Raw genomic sequence first — 17,585 nt, 5'->3', positions numbered from 1 at the left:
AGATCATATCATTTCAAATTATCTAAATATATTATATTTCAAGAATTTTATCTTTGTTCTTATTTTCTTTTTTCAATATGTACATATATTAATCTTTTCATCTTAGACCTTACTACCCAGCCTCATCTCTCCACTTTCGTAACTCATTACCTCTCCTTACAAAAGATAGGGGTTAGTTCCACAGCTGAAGTCGTCTCGATCTAGACACAAGTTAAACCGTCTCACTGGTCTATGACAACTAAGATATGACGAAAGAGTTTCCTTTCTTCTTGTTCTCCGACCTTACAGCCTTCACTGATACTATGAGAAACAGTAGTCCCGCTATGCTGGACACGGACACGTATATGAAAGACCCTAGATGTGAGACCAAGAAGAGGTAGCTGAACACAACTCCGCCTAAAACTCCTGCAACGGCTTTCCCCGTGTAGAGTATAGCGTTATTTGAGGTAGAGAACTTTGACCCGAAAAGGTCTCCAACGAGGGAGAAATACAGGGTTATTGTGGACCCCCCGAAGAAACCTATGATCACAGCTGAGATAGGCAGGAAGCCGACCAAAAGGAGGACTGACCCAAGGAACATCATCAAGTCGGTCATAGCTACAGACTTGGCTCGTCCTATCTTGTCGGAGAGGTGTCCTATGATGGGTCTACTTACTCCGCTCATAAATGGAAACACGCTTATCAACAACGCTAGGTACTCAGGGGAGAAGTCCTTAGCAAGGTAAGCTAGAGAAGAGGACATGACAGTCAAGGGGACTGCAGCCATCACGAATGACAAGTAAAGGGACCACCACCCCCACGTCTTGAGGAGTTCACTGGGTGTCCTACCGGGGTTCTGCTTCTTAGGATACTCAGCGAACCACATGAGGATTGGGACAGCTATTATCTCCGAGATGCCTATTAAGAGAGTGGGTTCCCTGAAGGAAGAGAAAGTCTCTATCAGGGGATTTATAGCGGAAGCTCCCACACCGAAGCCTAATGAAACTAGACCCGTGGCTAGACCTCTCCTGTCTGCATACCACTTCACGGCTAGGTTGGAAGCTATCCCGTAGAGTATTCCCTCTCCCACACTCCCTAGCGACCACCAAACGTAGAACTCATAGATGGAAGTGGAGAACGACGTGCCGAGGAATCCTACCGCCGCAAATATTGCTGAGATTATACCAATCTTCCTAGGACCTTGTTTGTCCGCAAAGTGGCCTCCCACTGTCTGGAAACCCGTGGAGAAAATCGTGAACAGAGTGAACGCTACTTCGACCTGCACTAAGGATACCTGAAAGCCTGACCTGAACAGAGGTTCTAGTGCGTTCCACGAGTACTGGTAAAGGGAGTTGAAGAGCATTGTGATGAGTCCTATGACAATGAACCTTTGCCTCCGCTCCATTCCTTCCTCTTTTGCATGAAGGAAATAAAAACTTTTCTATACTAAAAACAATTAAAAACAGAATCTAGAAGCGAATGTTTCTTAAAAAGTTAGAATAAACCTTATACATGGTATTAACTTCGTCCATATCTACGAACTCGTCCACTGAGTGAGCGTTCCTTATGTCCCCCGGACCGTAAACTATGACTGAAGTCCCGTTCCTCCTGAAGTGTTTTCCATCAGTACTATACGGTACGGCTACTTTCACAGGGGGGTTCCCTGTCACCTCTGATATTGCTTTCTCTAACACTTGTATGTGTGGGGTAGAGGGATGCGTGAAATTTGGAGGAGAAGAGTTAACTACCTCGACCTCGCTCTCCTTCACTGTTCCCTTTATTTTCTCCATCATGTCTTCAAGGTTCATGGTCAATGGGACCCTTACGTCGACCTCTGCCTCACAGTAGTCTGGGACCACGTTAGATTTGATCCCTCCCTTCACCGTACCGACATTCACTGTCACACGCCCCATGTCCTCTTGGAACTCAGGCTCTGAATCCATGATGAAGGACCTCTCCACAATATCAAGGGAGCAAAGACGCCCTATGTCGTTCACTATCTTCACAATTGCGTTCTCTCCATGTGAAGGGATACTGCCGTGTGAACTTCTACCCCTGGCCTTTAGCTTAAGGGTGATCATCCCCTTTTCCCCTAAAACTATCTTTTCCTTCCCCGTAGGTTCGGATATAAGGACCAAGTCGGGCTTATATATCTCGGAGAGCCTCTTGCTACCGTGTTCTCCTCCAGTCTCTTCGTCGGGGACTGCTGTAAATATGAGGTTATAGTCCAGTTTGTCTACCAGATCAACGTAGAGTTGCATGAAGACTGCCAGTCCTGCCTTCATGTCTGCCGTACCTCTCCCGAACATTTTACCGTCAACCAAAGTAGGAGAGAACGGGGGGTATTTCCACGCTTTCAAATCTCCTGGGGGTACCACGTCAAAGTGACCGTTCAACATGATAGTCCTACTGTTGGTCTTCATGCTCTTCGATACCACAATGGGATATCCCCTGTCAAGCTCTAATATTTCAGCATTGGTTCCCTCGCCGTGCAACCACTCTGCTATAAACTCAGCCGTGTCCCTCAAAGAGGCGCTATTTGAAATTGAGGGTAACTCAACAAGTCTTGACGTCAGCTTAGTCAAATCCATTTATTATTTCATCTCAGCTCTTCCTTTAAAACATTGGCAGTAAGTGGAAAAACAGGCGATACAATTGGAGTTCCTCAATCTAAGTGTATTTCCTCTTCACTTTCCACGTATTCTTTGTGGAAAGTGCAGGAAAGGACCCCGTTCTTGAACCTAGCTGAAATTAACGATACTGAACCGGGTAAACTGACCTCCCTTCTAAAGCCGTCTTCAGTGCTCACAATGAGCTTTACTTTGTTCTTGAGCCTCACGGACAGCTTGTCCTTACTGACCCCGGGTAGCTCCATTGTAAATACGACCTTATCACCTGACTCCACAATTTCGGGCTCCACGTCCTCACTTTCCTCCTGTGTAACAGGGACTCCGTTTACGAACTTCTCTACCTTGGGTTTTCCGTCCGGACCGACGCTGACCCTAGTTACGACGGAATGAGAGAAATTGTTGTCAATGTCTCCGAACATGGACCTTATGATCTCTTCCTGATCCTTGATCATCTTCTCGAACATATCCATGAAAGGATCACTTGGCTGAACTGCATCGTCTTTCTTATCGTCTTTATTATCCTTCTTCTTCCTACCGAACATAGGTACCTCTTCGCATTGTTAATAAAAAAACTTTTCTAAGCTAGATAAAACTCATGAAAAAAAGCCTTAACTTTGTTAAGACACGTAAAGTAGGCCAGACCTTTTCATAGATTCCTCGATCATAGCCTTAACTATGTCGCTTTTGAAACCCTTACAAGAGACTATGATTACCTTCTCTTTCCTCTCGTCGAAAACTATTCTACACATCAGGTTGTAGTTTGTAGACTTCAAGGTTAAATCACGCACCATTCCAAAAGTTTGTTCTTCTTTGAGGAATATCCTGATTCCCTGAACTTCTATCATGAGCCTACCGTCGGTCAACCGCTTGAAGACGTCGCAATTAAGAGGATCGATCATTCTCTATCACTACCACTAGTTCTTTGTTACACGATAATCTCCTGTTTTTATACAGTGGGATTACCTTGTCCTCAACTGCCTTAGCTATACACGGAAGATAAGGGACGTAGTCTTCAGGGACGTCTATGACTTCGTAGAAGTAAAGTTGACCCTCTAGGAAGGGAGGGACTCTGTAACCTCCTAAATTCACCTTATCGTCTAAATAATCGACGAAGAGAACCCTACTCTGATTCCTAACCAAAAGAATAGCGTTCTTAATGAAAGACGCATAGCCCTTCACTTCTGATTTAAAAAATTTCTTCCCTTTTGGCGTAATTTTCAGTAACAAAGGGATCACCCGAACATGAGCTTTTGAAGCATAGCGTAGTAGTAAAGTAATAATATTTGAATAACACACAAAGCCATTATAGAACCCATGAATAACACTAGGTAAGTAGGAGGAGAGAACGCCGCTATGTAACCAGAGTATATAGCTATCGCTAAACCCGATTTAAATATCCCGTAATACTCAGCATATTTCAAGCTCATCGTTATCATAGCTAAGATTAACGCATTAAATAAGGCAGACATTAGAGGGACGCTTATCAAGACCTGTCTCTCCACTATGTTAGTTACTGGAAGTCCTACGTAAGATAGTACGGAATAAAGCGCAACTGACAATATGATGTTAACGGAATAAATTACGGATGATGAAATTGTAACTGCCCTATTCATCACCCTTATATCCATCACTTTCACCCATTAAATAATATAATTTTCAAAGAATAAAAAACTTTCTTTAAAAAGGGCATAAAGTTAATAATGAACTTTGATAGGTTAGGATATATATTATCAATAAAAGTGATATAGATTTTTTGTAAGCCGAGTAGCAGTTTAGGGGAATTCCTGCTGTCTAAATGTTTTCATCTTGTAGTGTAATAAAATTAATTTTATCCATTTTATAGTGAGAAGATTTTAGAACTTATAATTAATTGTTTAGTCTATCTCCTAATCGCTATTAAATTATTTTTAAGGTCACGTGATTCTGTAAGGATTTCCCGATAAAAGCTAACCGAGTTCTCCTTCTCCGAAAAAGAGAGACTTTCCTTCCCTCAACAAAGCTAAAGTAAAAATAACATATAGATACACCGTGCTAGCTCGAGATAAGGAAAGCGTTGCCTATATCCTGGTTATGGAGCTGTTCTTCAATCCGAATTAGTTTCAGCATGTAATTAATGGGAAAAGATTCTACTCCTAACTGTAAGCGCGCTTCAGTTTGGAATACTCCCTGAACACATATATGGATTCACCCAACAACATGAACCCTGACATGAAAAGGAGAAAGTCCAACGCTATACTAACAACATATAGTAAGCTAGAGCCCAAGTAGGGATACATGAGGACTCTTGCAATATAAGAGCTTAACCAGATAGCTAGTATAATTGGAGATCTTTTGTAAAAAATTTCCCCCTGGTCTAGGAAAACTTGTGAACCTTTACCGAATCTATCGCCTAGGAGGATTCCAAGGATCGAACCTAGTATAACCGCGACTAAGACTAATGGGGAAATATCGGTAAGGAGAATGAGGAGTCCCAAGATAACGTAGATTAATGGTCTTGTAAAGAGGTTAAACGGTTTCACCTTCCTTCCCCTCAGAGACCTCAGGGAAGAGAAAGTTATGAGCAGAGCTATGATTATTCCATAAAAAAGTTCCGACTGCTGATACGTATAATTTGTATACATAAATTAGGACAATGCTACAAGTTTTTAAAATATATTGGAAGTTCATATCTTGAACTAGGCTAACCACCTCCCTGAGTTTCTGCTTCATTCACTTTACCTAGACTAGGCTCTGAAGACACTCATACCCTAGAGGTTGAACGCAACGTCGTTGGTGTGTTAACTAACGTTAATAGGCAGAATAGTAACATGCAGTTCTCCCTTTAATGTATACCTATGACTCATATCGCCTTGTAACCGTGAACTAACAAAGTGTCTTAGAGATACAAATGCTCGTTTAGTAGTTTTTAACGGGAATTCCTATTATCTAAATATTTTCGTCCTGTAGCCTCATAAAATAAATTTTATTCATTTTACAGTGAGAACATTTTCAAACTTATAGCTAACTATCTAATCTCTATCCTATTGCCATTAAATTGTTTTTAACACTCAGTAACTCTGTAGGGATTTTTCAATAAAAAAAGCTACTCGTTTTCAATAATTCCCGTCCATCATGCACATATACAACCTTCATCCCCTACTCCGCAAGACGAATTGGGAAGACATGAAGGGAGGAGATAAGGATTTTACTTGACTCTACACGTTATACGCATGGATTGGGTTGAAGGGTTCAAAGACGTCCTAGAGAAAACTCTTGGATTTTCAATGTATCCTTATCAAGAAAGGGTAACCCAGGACGTAATTGACGCATTGAACAAGTCCAGGTTCGTCGTAATTTCCATGCCTACAGGGTCTGGGAAAACAGTGGTCGAACTGGCTATAGCGTATTACCTCACCACCAAGGGTCATAGGAACGTGATAGCGTTAGAGCCGACCAGGCTTCTCTGTGACCAGATGTACCACAATTTCTGGAGCAAGGTGTTCGACAACGTCGGAGTCGAGTACGAGGGCGAATGCACAAGCTTCAACCAGAACAAGTCAGTCGTGGTCTCAACTCCGTTCACTTCAGCTAAATGTTCTCCGAAGGTAGATTCCCTAGTAGTAGACGAGGTACACCACGCTTTTGGGGATCCTAGATATTCGGACGCAATTGTAGAAATGAACCCAAAGTTTCTGGTCGGGTTCACTGCCTTGCTCCCCAATAGCAGGAGATACAAGTTAGATACAAAGGTCTACAGCAAGTTCGGGTCCCCTGTAGTCCTCACCTACGACTTCAAGACTCTAGCCGAGATAGACCCTTCCTTTAAGCCACCTAAGGCAATAGCTGACCTCTTCGATTCCGAGATGGACGGGCTGGAGGATGTGGCGTACGAGGCAATGATGATGGGTAAAGTAAAGGGAAACAAGGACACCGTGAAGTTCCTGGAGACTACCCTTTACAGCTACGGGAAGAGGGCTTTCTGCGACAGTCTGGAAAGGCTTGGAAATAAGGTAGGAGAACACCCTGCCCTTCAGGGCCTGTGTAACAGCGAAGGGATGAGCCATAAGGCAAGAGCACTGAAACAAGTCCTCTCTACTTATAAAGTGGAAGACTTCAGTCCCGTCCTCATCTTCACCTCCAGGAAAGCGACGGCGAGCGAATTCGAAACTACTCTGGTCTCCATGGGAGGGAGGGTCAAGGTGTTGACAGGGGACGCCAGCAAGGAGGAGAGGAAGGAGATAGTCGACGAGGCTAAGAGGGGAGACGTAGACGTAATAGTCTCAACTATAGTAGGAGAAGAGGGCGTGGACATACCGGAGGCGAAGCTCTTAGTCATGACGGATGTACCTCAAAGTCCCCTCCGTTTCTATCAGAGGTTAGGGAGACTCATTAGGAAGGGAGAGGACGGAGAAGGAGGAATCAAGTACCTCGTAGTTACCTTGACTCCGAAGACTCCAGAATACGACAACCTTGACGAAGCAATGAGGAACTTATTCAACGAAGGCGTTGACGTTAGCTATATCGTAGAGAAAAAGGGAGGCAAAGGTCCTGTTGCTAGGGTCGTGGACATAATCGAGAAGTCCGATGGGGAGATATCCTTCCTGGAAGTCACTCACGGGAAAGATATATCACTGGAAGAATATATGATGAGGACGGGGGACAAGAAGACTAGCGATAAGAACGCTCTATTCTACGAGTTCTTAACCTCCAAGAGCAAGGTGAAGGAAATTGGCGAGTTCTCGGACTACTTAGATAGAGCCATCAGAGGGGGAGACGTCTTTTACTATTACGATGTAGAGAAAACAGGAGAAATATTGTCGAAGGCCCTCCTTGGGAAATACTGCAGTCTGTGCTACGGTGAGGTCTGTAGTAAGGTGTGTGACCCGTGGACTCAAAGGATAGGGACGATCAAGTCGTTCTCTTTAGGTAAGAAGGAGCTCATGAGGGGATTGGCTCGGATGGCCCTCAAGGACAAAAAGGACGAGGTAATAGCAACTCTCTCTAAAAGCGCGGAGGAAGAAAAAACAGAAATCGAGAGGATGGGAAAGGAGTTCCTGTTAAATGTGAGCGAAAGTTTCAACAAGACCAATAACGCACTTACGTTGACTTTGGCTTTCACTGCCCATTCAGACGACATTACCGTTTACCCGAAAGTGAAGATAAGTTACTACGACGTAGAGAGCGAAGACATGAGGAGAATAGCTACTGTTAACTGCAGGGCTATAGGGTATCACGCTGGTCTTCTATTTTACAAGACACTGGAAACTTCTAAGGGAGGCGAGAGGTAACCTGAGGAGATAGAACTCAATTTACATAAGAAAACCTGAAAATATTAAAAATTAAAGCTGGTACGTTCTATATAATGTACACATGCGAATGCATAGAGAAGTAGTAAATGGTGAGGGACTACGAGAGAGTTGAAGGCCTAACCTTATCTAAACCTCGTGGGGAAAAGCGAAGGGGGAGAGAGGAGTACATAAGAAAGAAAAGGATATCGAATGTCAGCAACAATTGACCTCTTCCTTGACCTGTTCCTCATGCTCTTTCTCTATTTCCGTTTGAACTAAAGTGAAGTTCAGTAAAGGAGTTCCCGATTCTCCCTTTTCGTTTCCTATTATCGAATTCACCGGTTTACCGTCTAAGTCAAAGAGATTGCTCTTGAACATGAATATGACCCCGTCAGGGACGTCATCTACCTTCACGAACTTCACCCTAATTTTCCCCCATTTACTTCTAAGGTACCCTATCCCCTCTAAACTGGAGTTGAAAGCAACTGGTTCCTTCCTTCCATATATCTCCTTGAACTGAGAGTTAGTGAAATTTGGATGTGATCCGAAGACTAACACTTTCCCCTTTGGTACCCTCTCGAGAGCTGGTATCTCCAAGCGAGGCTTCCTAAACTCGGGTTCAGGAAGCTTCATCACACCCTTAAATTTCAATTCCTGTATGTTTACTCCCGTAGCTTTCTCCACTGCTACCCAAGGGTCTTCCCATACTGACTCGTCGGTAACTTCCATTTCCCTTGCGAGGGCTCTCATGAGAGTTATCTCGTCGACTCCTGACTTCGGAAGGATCGGTTTATTGTAAACCAAGTACCTATGCCAGTAGCTGTATACCACGTCTTCCTTCTCGAGATAAGTCGGTGCAGGAATCACCACGTTAGCTATCTTTGCGGTCTCGTTCATGAAAGGGTCATGGACTACTAGGAAGAGCCTCCCTTCCTCAACAGCCTCTGCTATCCTATCCGATCCAGGAAGGGAATGTAAAGGATTGGAGTTCCACACGAACATGAAGGTAATGTTCCCTTTCTCAACTTCCTTATATACGTCGGCCATACCGACAACTCTGGAAGCCTTTGACGTACCTCTGAGGTAAGAGAAATTTATCCCGTAACTAGAGTTGGAGTAATAAAAACCCCTCTTGATGCCCAGCAACGAAGGAATGGCGGATATCATGGAAATTGCCTTTCCTCCTTGGAACGTCCTTCCCAACGCGAAGCCTATGACCGTAAGGGGTTTCCTCTCCTCGTAGACTGAAGCTAACTCTTCTACTTCACGTCTCCTTACCCCTGTCTCTTCCTCTATGACTTCCCAGGGAGTGGGTATCTCGTCGCTGTATCCCATTTCATGAAGCGACTTCAGGACTCCGAGGGCCAGAAAGGCGTCGGATGAGGGCTTTATGATGATTGCTCTATCGCTCTCCTTCGCCGTTGGAGAAAGCCTCACATCCACGGTTACCTTATATTTCCCCTTCATGAGTTTCCAGCCATGAATGAAGCTGGTCTTTGGGTCTGAACCCCAGATCACGAAGGAGTCAGCTTTCGAGAAGTCCTCTGGTGTAGCACCGAAAGAGGAACCGTAGACTTTAGAGATCGCTAGATGACCTTCGGAGCTACAGATCGAGTAGTCAGTGATTGCAGAATGTATTGCGTTCCAGAACCTGGCTGGAAAGTACCAAGTTAATAGGCCCTGATTTCCGTCATAGTCAACGTGAATTATCTCAGTTGGCTTCCTCGCCTTAATCTCCTTGACTACTTTCCTCACTGCCTCATCCATTGTCGCTATCGAACCGTCAATCATGAAGTCCTTCACTCTGTTCACGGAGTTCCTCTTCATGTCAGCGATTCCCCTAGAGCAAGTGAAGCCTTCAAAAGGAAACGTGGGTAGAACCTTATGCGAGGAGTCGAAAACGCACGTGTCGTAACAGTCTCTAGTGCAGGCTATTACCATAGTATAAATCATTTGATATAATTAAAAAGCTTTTGTCAGCTTTTGCTAAGCACAGATCTTATACCTCAAATAGTTACATCGAGTCTTTTCTATGGGACTCAACGGAGTTCGGGGTTCCGCATGGATCTCCTGTTAACCAAGTTATTTACTTCTTCTCTATGACACGTTGACCCAGGAACTCTAATAAAGAAAATAGAATCATTAATACCATATCTTTTATTTTATAGAAGATCCTTTCCAATATATCGTGATTAAAGAGACTTCTATCACCTAAAACCCTTTCTAGTTTAAAATAGATTTCCCTCCTTTTAACATTCCATGTTTATATCTGATCGAATAGTACGTGAAATACTTTGACTTTTTATAAGATAGTACCGACATATATGTATGAAAGTAGTCCTACCCCTTTTATTGATCTTCTTAATTCCCGTGTTGTTCTTCGTGATGCCTTCCTCTGCCTCGTCCACGTCCAGTCTCTCCATAGGTAACGCGATAGGCATATCTGACGTAGGGGTTCTCAACACACAGAGTGGGAACATCTCGTACGTCTTTTACGCCCCTACAATAGCTGGATTAGTAAACTTCTACGGAGGAGATTTTTACACCTTCAACGGAACGTCCTATTCCCCAGAAGCATCGTTCCAGCTTGACGGAGTTATGCAGGAGGGGAGCCAGTATTACTGGATACAGAACAAGCCCGTCGTGGAGAACTTAGGTAACAATGTATTTTCGATACAGCTCTCTGACATGATATGGAACGTGACCAGCGCTCATTCGTTCATGTCGAACCAAGTAGTAGGACAAGGAACGGTTTCTTACACTCACGGAACGACAGTTTACCAATACACTGAAAGCAGATCTTTCTTGACCCACGTTCCTTTCACGCTGGAGCTTTTCACAGCCTTGAGTGACGATGGAGGAAACGCGTATGTGCTCTTCTATTACGAACTGATAAACTCAACTAATATCGCCATAGGTGAATTCGACAACGTCACTCTCTACGGTATGACTCAAGCACCTCTCTTCATAGCTGGAGGGACCAATCCTAGCGGACTGAACGGCTTCGAGATGGTTGCTTCAGCATCTAACGACTTCTCAACCCTCACCGTTAACAGCTGGAACGCTTCCATGTGGTTGGGGTATAAGTACAACAACGAATATTACACCGTGCCCTCAGCACTCTCAAACTCATTTGGAATTACAGGTAACGTAAGTTCAGTTAAAGGCATCTCCGAAGTATGGAACAACTCAGGTAACGTGGTGGAGCAGACCGCTGGCGAGTTGTCACACGGTTTCCTTTGGAACGTATCTGTGGGGGTTAGGTATTCTAACGGTCACGTGATAACCACAGTAACGCCGGGGGACTCACAGTGGAGCGTCGAGATAAAGAACGCTCAGACAGGAGCTACAGTCTTCTCATCTCCTGTGAACGGATCATATGAGTCGTTCAGTGAGACACTACCCCAAGGATACTTCATTGCCACTTTCCAACTTGATGCAGGGTCATCCGTGATTTACTCAGCTCAGTCGTCCTTCTCTACCGTTGACGACGCTTCGGTAACCGTTAGATCCGTAGTACCTTACTTCTACGAGAATGGACTAAGTGAACCATCGAACAGTACTATCTATGTGTCTTTACCATCTACGATTTCCTTCCCTACATCGTACCCAATATCTAACGGAGAGAGGCTCTTCTTACTTTACTCTACTGTAAATGGGAATAGAGAAGGGGATGTGGTGAACATCACTACTCCAGGAGTTTACACGATCTCTACCACCTATGTCCTCCAATACGAGGTTGGATTTCCTTTTAACGTCTCGCTGACGTCCAACGGAGAAATGGAAAACTTCAAGAACGGTTGGGTTGACGCTAACTCCTCCATCGTTGTGCCGTCACAGATAGACTACATCGCTCCTGGAACTAGGGCTATAGTCTCTCCGATAAACTTCACAGCATATACCCCGATAAACGTTTCATTACACTACGAGGAACAGTACCTTGTCAAGTTCCCGTTCAACCTCACTTTCTATGTGGGTAATTCTAGCTACTTCCTTAACTCCACATGGGTTGACAGAGGTTCGTCCCTGATTATTCCATCACAGATACATTACGTTACAGAAGAGGAAAGATACGCTGTAGATTCCTCAAAGTTTGAGGTCACGAGCCCCATAAACTTCACTCCTGTCTATGCGATCCAGTACTTGGTGAAGTTCCCGTTCAACCTCTCTGTCTCAGTGAATGGGACAGTGATGAAGTTCTCTAACGCATGGATAAACGGCTCCTCCGTCGTAGTATCTAGCCCGCAACAAGTTTACATAAAACCCGGGGTAATGTATAACGTGAGTCCTTTCTCCTTCCAGGTCAAAGGGCCATTGAACTACACGCCTTCATACAAGGTTTATTACTACTTAAGTGTGACCTCTTCGGTCCCCGCCCAGTTAAACGGTGTGAACTCAACAGTTACCAGCGGATACTACATGAACGGGACTGAACTCAAGGTCTTCAAAGTTTACTACGTGAACTCAGGAGAGAGGTTAGTGATAAACAGTAACGTGTCTTCCTTGACGCTGACCTCTCCTGTCTACGTGAAAGTGACATACACGAAGCAGTATTACCTCTCACTGCCCTTCAATATGACCTTCTATCTTAACGGTGAGAAATACACCGGTACAACGCTCTGGGTCAACGCAAGCACATCGGTGAAGGTCCCGCAACAGTACATTTACATTAGCAACGTAGAGAGATACAACGTCACCGGGAAGTCCTTCGTGATGAACGAGAGCGAGAGTGTGAAGTTGCCTTATGTAGTGGAATACCTAGTGAAAGTGAACGGAAACTCCACATGGTACCCTGCAGGGAGTACGTTAACACTTAACGCACCTCAAGGCTTCTTCCAGACGGTGACATGGAACGGGACTTACCACGAGCCCAATGGAGCTACATTGAAGGTAGACCAACCAATCACTGAAAACTCCGTGACCTCCCTGAACTACGTAAACGTAGGGATCGTGGTAGCGATAGTCGTCCTCGCGATAGCCTTACTCGTAGCAGTATTTATTAAGAGAAAACCCAAGGCCCAGTGAAGAGAGGAAGGAATTTTTCCAATTCTCCTTTCTTGCGAAGCAAGAGAAGTATTTCGCTTTACTATGGTGCGGATAACCGGATGACTTCACTCTTTCAATGACTAGACATTGAGAAGATATTCATAACCTTTCTACTATCTTCAAGGAATAATTTCTTCTTTTTTCAATTAAAAGGTAAAAGGTATTGAGAGAAGGAGGAAAAAGATATTTTTCCCTCTGTCTATTTCTTTTCTCTAATTGTCTCAAGAAACTCGGGTAACTTTTCTCCTTCCACTTGGTTTCCATGACCAGGGTAGATTTCCTTTATTTTGTATCTCTCTAGCTTCATGACACTAGCCCTAGCCTGATCCATGTTCACAGTGAAAACAGATGGTGGAAGAGAAAGCTCACCGCTTTTCTCTATCAATGCGTCTCCAGAGAAAAGGACTCCGTCCCTAAGATATGCAATACTTCCAGGGGTATGACCCGGGAGGTGAATTACAGTGAAGCCTTCAAATTCTCCTTCTGAGACCGCTACGTCCACTTTCGCTGTCTGACCCTTCATTATGGTTCTCGCTATTGATGGAATTAAGGACTCCTTTACTTTCATTTTACCTTCTTTTCTACCTTCAATAGAAGTAATTTCAAGTTCGGGAGCTACTACTCTACAACCAAAGGTATCCTTTATACTTCTCAGGTATTTCACGTGATCTACGTGTGAGTGAGTAAGCATGATGTATTTCACACTAATACTGTTCTCATACGCAACTTTCAAAATCGAAGACTGATCTGCACCGGCATCTATAACGAAGCCATCATCTGTGATGTAGCTGTTTGACATCCCTTTGACTCGCCATACTTTCATGGTCTGGTATTACTAAAGTGAGTAATAGAATTAAAAAGGTTCATGAGGTTCTACAGTGTGATGCTCGATTTCCTTTTTTGGTCAGGAAAGTCGTTTGAGTCTAGGCGTTTATGCAGAGAATGTTATTCGTTGATATACTCTTTAATTAAAAAATGGAATATTACGCTATCATCAATGATTTTAACACAGACACAGGAAACCCCTTGAGTGGGGTAAGCTGAAGGTTTTTAAATAGTGCGAATTTACATCTCACATGAGCTTCCTCAAGGACAGGGCGGAGGAGTTCCTTGACAACGCTAGATACGACCTTAGCAAGGGATACTATAACCTCACCTTGTTTAACGTTGAGCAGTTCATCCAACTATATGCTAAGTATATCCTTTACCTGAAATCAGGGGACTACCCTAAGACGCACAATATCCTAGACTTGTTGAAGAACGTTCAACTCTTATACGGAGATAGGTGTGACATAAAGGATTTTATAAATAAGAATAGAGATTTCCTATACGTCATCTACTTTTCATATACACAAGGCAGGTATTTCGGAACTCAGTTCAGTAAAGAGGACGCAGAAAGGTCTATAAACGTAGCTGAGCTTTTCAGAGATATCGGGAGATGTCTGATTACCTGATCAGGAGGGCAAAGGAAAGGGAAGAGGCGTTCTCGAGACTGAACGAGTACTTGAGCCGAATAAAAGAAATAGCCACGTCCATGGACAGGGGAGCTAGGGTTTTCCTTTTCGGTAGCGTTGCACGTGGTAACTTCAAGCCTGATAGCGACATAGATGTGCTAGTTATATCAGATATCTTAGGCAATAGTACCGAAAGCAAGGTAGAAACTATCGAGGAAATAATGGAGAAAATCAAGAACAACTTTTTTGAAATACATGTAATTTCTAGTAAAGAATATGAAATTTGGTACAAGAAGTTCATCGACGTGATGATCGAGGTTCAGCCCTAGTCTTTTTTCCTATCATAATCCGAGTAGCTTTTATCGGAAAACCCTTCCAGAGTTACGTGACCTTAAAAATAATTTAATAGTGACGTGATATAGATTAAATAATTAGCTGTAGTTTCTAAATCTCCTCACCACAGAATAGATAAAATTTTTTATAACGCTCTAGGTAAAAACATTTAGACCGCAGGAATTCCCGTAAACTGCCATTCAAGAAATGTCAATTATCTCTTAGGAGGAAATACAAACTTGTCTTACCATGACGCTGACCCTTCCGTTTCCTTACTCTCATCTAGATAAAATTTACTATATATTGCAATTTAAAAAATTTTCAGTTATTATAGATATTTGCATCTGTATTTCCATGCAGAAATTAAGCAGAACAGTGATCTACTTGACTAGATGAGATATGCACCGTATTTTCATCAAGCTTCATTTTTGTTGTACTTCTCCATTATCTTGATAGCCTTATCCAAGAGCTCCTTCCTCTCAACATCTCCCAGAGGGAACAATGGCGGCCTAGGGTTACCCACGTCGTAGCCTCTAATTCCCTTGACTAGAACGTAAATCGACGGTATGTACCCATATCCCTTTGCTAAGGAGACCAGCTCGTCTACCATGAACTGCAATTTCATTGCCTCGCCTACTTTACCTTCAGATACCTTCCTCCTGATCTCTACCAAGACCTCTGGAACGAAGTTTGCCGCTGCGGATACGGTACCATCCAGTCCGGTCGCTATCGAGGTCATCACTAAAGTGTCAGCACCGTTGAACACCTTCATCCCAGGGTTCACCCTCTTATACTGGAGGCTGTGGTTTATTGAATCGTTAGTGTCCTTAACCCCCTTGAGGCATCCAATCTCCTTCACGGTCTCCGCGTCCACATCCTTCCCAACTGCTGAGGGGTAATTATAAAGGTAGACCTCATCATGCTCCCCGCATATCTCTTTGAAGTACCTCACTATCAAGGACTTGGGTAGACCGGTGAAATAGTAGGGCGCATAAGACGCTATCGTCTTGACTCCCAACTCTTTTCCCTCCCTTGCAAGCGACTTCACCTCGCCCATATTGAGACTTCCGACTTGGAAGATTACCTTGTCTGTGACCTCCAACACTGCCTTAAGGTTGGTCTCCTTTTCCCCAGGAGATAGGGCAGGGCCCATGCCTGTAGTCCCGTTCACGAAGATCCTGTCAACTCCAGCCTTCAATAGGGAGGAAGTGTGCTCCTTTAGTAGTTCGATGTTTATCTTCCCGTCATTGAAAGGTGTAAGGACGGGCACAATGATCTCCGCCATTTTCATCACTTCAGGTATCCCTTCCATGTCCCGCCTACTACCCAGACTGGTTCTTCCTTGACCTCGAGGGCTTCAGGACTCGTCTTCAGTTCGTCAACGAGCTTCTCGTTAACCTCCACGCCTATCCCAGGTTTCTCCGGCACCTTTACATGCCCTCCTTCCACGGGGGTAGCGTTGTACACTAGGTCCCTCTTCCACTGCGGGAACCAGTCGTAGAAGTTCTCGAGGGAGAGTAAGTTATTCACGGTAGATGAGAGCTGGACAGACACAGCGTTCTGTACAGGCCCGAAGGCGTTATGGAAAGCTATCTCCACGTCTCTAGCTTCCGCCACATCTACTACCTTCTTAGCTACGGTAACCCCACCTATGTTAGTTATGTCAGGCTGAAGCACGTCAACCAGCCCTTCACTAACGTAGAAGTAAGCCTCCTTCAGGCTCACCAGCCTCTCTCCTAGGGCAACCCTCACTTTAGTCCTTGATCTATATTCCCTCAGTCCATCCACGTCCTCGTGGTGTACGGGTTCCTCCATGAAAAGGGGGTTATACTTCTCTAACCTTTTCGCTATCAGCTGAGAGGACTTAGAGTTGAACCTACCGTGGTGCTCGATGAGGACTCCAGCGTCCTCACCCAATGCCTCTCTTACTGCCTTCACCCTCTCCTCGCTTTCCCTCAAGCCCTTCTCGTCTATCCAGTTGAAGTAGTTCCCGAAAGGATCAAACTTCATCGCGTTGTACCCACGAGCGTGTACCTCCTTCGACCTCTCGGCGAAGTCCAACGGAGTCACGCAATCGCTGTACCACCCATTAGCGTAGACCGGAACCCTGTCCCTGACCTTACCTCCCAGGAGTTTATATAGAGGGGCTCCGAACTCCTTTCCCAGGATGTCCCATGAAGCTATATCTATAGCGCTCACCGACGTAGCTGACTCGAAAGACCTGGAAAGATAGAAGTCCTGTTTGTACCACTCGTGGTAGTTCTTTTCCACGTCCTCTACCTCCTTTCCTACATAGGCCTTGGAGACTTGTTTTATCGCGTTAAACACAGATATTACTCTCAGGGTAGGGACTGCCTCACCGTATCCTACGAGTCCGTTGTTAGTAACTACCTTCACCAATATCATGGAAGAAGCCCACGTTGCCGCACCTTTCTCCTTCGAGGATAAAACTATTGGTTCAATTTCCGAGATCTTCATATGTAACTATTGATAACATCATTATTAAACGCTCGTAGTTTCCTCTCAGGTTAGGTTCCATAACCTTCCCAACTGATAGCCTTTGTCGTGTATATATAATTCGCATGTGAAGGCATTCGCACTAGAACTTTCGAAAGACGCAGATCTAACGGTGATGAACGTGATGTCTTCCATGGTCTTAAGGAATTTTCAGCAGATATGAAGCTCAATAATATCATTAAATCATTTTTAATATAATAATTTAGGTTATACAGTAGTTCTAAATATCTTGTTCTATGCTACAAATTATTTTTAGGCGTTCTTAACTTTTTGGAGGTTAAGGGAGCGAAAGTTCTGAGTGAGGGCGTGGTAGTCCGCTTGACGGGTTTAGGCTTCATTAAATTTTCATGGATTTGTGT

The 17,585-nt window shown here is 44.1% G+C and carries 15 protein-coding genes; 4 read left to right on the top strand and 11 right to left on the bottom strand.

Translation table 11 applies throughout. The features are described 5' to 3' along the window. Positions 1 to 238: 238 nt before the first annotated feature. The 7 genes from IC007_RS09920 to IC007_RS09890 form a co-directional block, all read right to left on the bottom strand. On the bottom strand, positions 239 to 1,384 hold the full coding sequence (locus IC007_RS09920; protein ID WP_054846233.1) for an OFA family MFS transporter: 1,146 nt from the start codon (positions 1,382 to 1,384) through the stop codon (positions 239 to 241). Between the two features lie 64 nt (positions 1,385 to 1,448). Continuing rightward, complete coding sequence (locus IC007_RS09915; RefSeq protein ID WP_054846232.1) at positions 1,449 to 2,570, bottom strand: M20 family metallopeptidase; 1,122 nt, start codon at positions 2,568 to 2,570, stop codon at positions 1,449 to 1,451. A 74-nt stretch (positions 2,571 to 2,644) separates the two neighbouring features. Next, complete coding sequence (locus tag IC007_RS09910) at positions 2,645 to 3,151, bottom strand: Hsp20/alpha crystallin family protein (protein WP_054846231.1); 507 nt, start codon at positions 3,149 to 3,151, stop codon at positions 2,645 to 2,647. A 75-nt stretch (positions 3,152 to 3,226) separates the two neighbouring features. Next, positions 3,227 to 3,508 (bottom strand): hypothetical protein, encoded by a 282-nt coding sequence (locus tag IC007_RS09905; protein WP_149528695.1) that lies wholly within the window; start codon positions 3,506 to 3,508, stop codon positions 3,227 to 3,229. After that, positions 3,492 to 3,836, bottom strand: coding sequence for a hypothetical protein (locus IC007_RS09900; protein ID WP_149528694.1), 345 nt, complete (start codon positions 3,834 to 3,836; stop codon positions 3,492 to 3,494). The genes IC007_RS09905 and IC007_RS09900 overlap by 17 nt, the downstream gene beginning before the upstream one ends. A 5-nt stretch (positions 3,837 to 3,841) precedes the next feature. Continuing rightward, the gene (locus IC007_RS09895) at positions 3,842 to 4,237 is read right to left on the bottom strand and encodes a hypothetical protein (protein ID WP_149528693.1); all 396 of its coding nucleotides are present in this window, start codon (positions 4,235 to 4,237) and stop codon (positions 3,842 to 3,844) included. A gap of 504 nt (positions 4,238 to 4,741) precedes the next feature. After that, the gene (locus tag IC007_RS09890; protein ID WP_149528692.1) at positions 4,742 to 5,230 is read right to left on the bottom strand and encodes a CcdC protein domain-containing protein; all 489 of its coding nucleotides are present in this window, start codon (positions 5,228 to 5,230) and stop codon (positions 4,742 to 4,744) included. A 588-nt stretch (positions 5,231 to 5,818) separates the two neighbouring features. On the opposite strand from IC007_RS09890, the gene IC007_RS09885 reads away from it, so the two are divergent. Continuing rightward, a complete protein-coding gene (locus tag IC007_RS09885) occupies positions 5,819 to 7,876 on the top strand; it encodes a DEAD/DEAH box helicase (RefSeq protein WP_149528691.1) in 2,058 nt (685 codons plus the stop codon). A 213-nt stretch (positions 7,877 to 8,089) separates the two neighbouring features. Here IC007_RS09885 and IC007_RS09880 read toward each other — a convergent pair whose 3' ends face one another. Further along, on the bottom strand, positions 8,090 to 9,817 hold the full coding sequence (locus tag IC007_RS09880; RefSeq protein ID WP_149528690.1) for a molybdopterin-dependent oxidoreductase: 1,728 nt from the start codon (positions 9,815 to 9,817) through the stop codon (positions 8,090 to 8,092). A 387-nt stretch (positions 9,818 to 10,204) separates the two neighbouring features. Between IC007_RS09880 and IC007_RS09875 the strand changes: the two genes are divergently transcribed. Next, positions 10,205 to 12,901 carry a thermopsin family protease gene (locus tag IC007_RS09875; protein ID WP_054846226.1) on the top strand — a complete coding sequence of 899 codons (2,697 nt, stop codon included), beginning with the start codon at positions 10,205 to 10,207 and terminating at the stop codon, positions 12,899 to 12,901. Between the two features lie 220 nt (positions 12,902 to 13,121). Here the strand turns inward: IC007_RS09875 and IC007_RS09870 are convergent, their stop codons facing one another. Next, positions 13,122 to 13,745, bottom strand: coding sequence for an MBL fold metallo-hydrolase (locus IC007_RS09870; RefSeq protein WP_054846225.1), 624 nt, complete (start codon positions 13,743 to 13,745; stop codon positions 13,122 to 13,124). A gap of 253 nt (positions 13,746 to 13,998) precedes the next feature. Between IC007_RS09870 and IC007_RS09865 the strand changes: the two genes are divergently transcribed. Together IC007_RS09865 and IC007_RS09860 are read left to right on the top strand one after the other, a co-directional pair. Then, positions 13,999 to 14,376, top strand: coding sequence for a HEPN domain-containing protein (locus tag IC007_RS09865; RefSeq protein WP_054846224.1), 378 nt, complete (start codon positions 13,999 to 14,001; stop codon positions 14,374 to 14,376). Further along, on the top strand, positions 14,361 to 14,705 hold the full coding sequence (locus IC007_RS09860) for a nucleotidyltransferase domain-containing protein (RefSeq protein WP_054846223.1): 345 nt from the start codon (positions 14,361 to 14,363) through the stop codon (positions 14,703 to 14,705). The genes IC007_RS09865 and IC007_RS09860 overlap by 16 nt, the downstream gene beginning before the upstream one ends. Positions 14,706 to 15,124: 419 nt before the next feature. On the opposite strand, the gene IC007_RS09855 is transcribed toward IC007_RS09860, so the two are convergent. Both IC007_RS09855 and IC007_RS09850 read right to left on the bottom strand, forming a co-directional pair. Beyond that, entirely contained in the window at positions 15,125 to 16,021 is an 897-nt protein-coding gene (locus IC007_RS09855; protein WP_232048891.1) for a bifunctional 2-dehydro-3-deoxy-phosphogluconate/2-dehydro-3-deoxy-6-phosphogalactonate aldolase, read from the bottom strand. Further along, a complete protein-coding gene (locus tag IC007_RS09850) occupies positions 16,000 to 17,187 on the bottom strand; it encodes a mandelate racemase/muconate lactonizing enzyme family protein (protein WP_054846222.1) in 1,188 nt (395 codons plus the stop codon). The genes IC007_RS09855 and IC007_RS09850 overlap by 22 nt, the downstream gene beginning before the upstream one ends. Between the last annotated feature and the right edge of the window lie 398 nt (positions 17,188 to 17,585).

The sequence above is a fragment of the Sulfuracidifex tepidarius genome, from assembly GCF_008326425.1.
Lineage (GTDB): Archaea > Thermoproteota > Thermoprotei_A > Sulfolobales > Sulfolobaceae > Sulfuracidifex > Sulfuracidifex tepidarius.
This window is presented reverse-complemented; position numbering and strand designations above follow the sequence as displayed.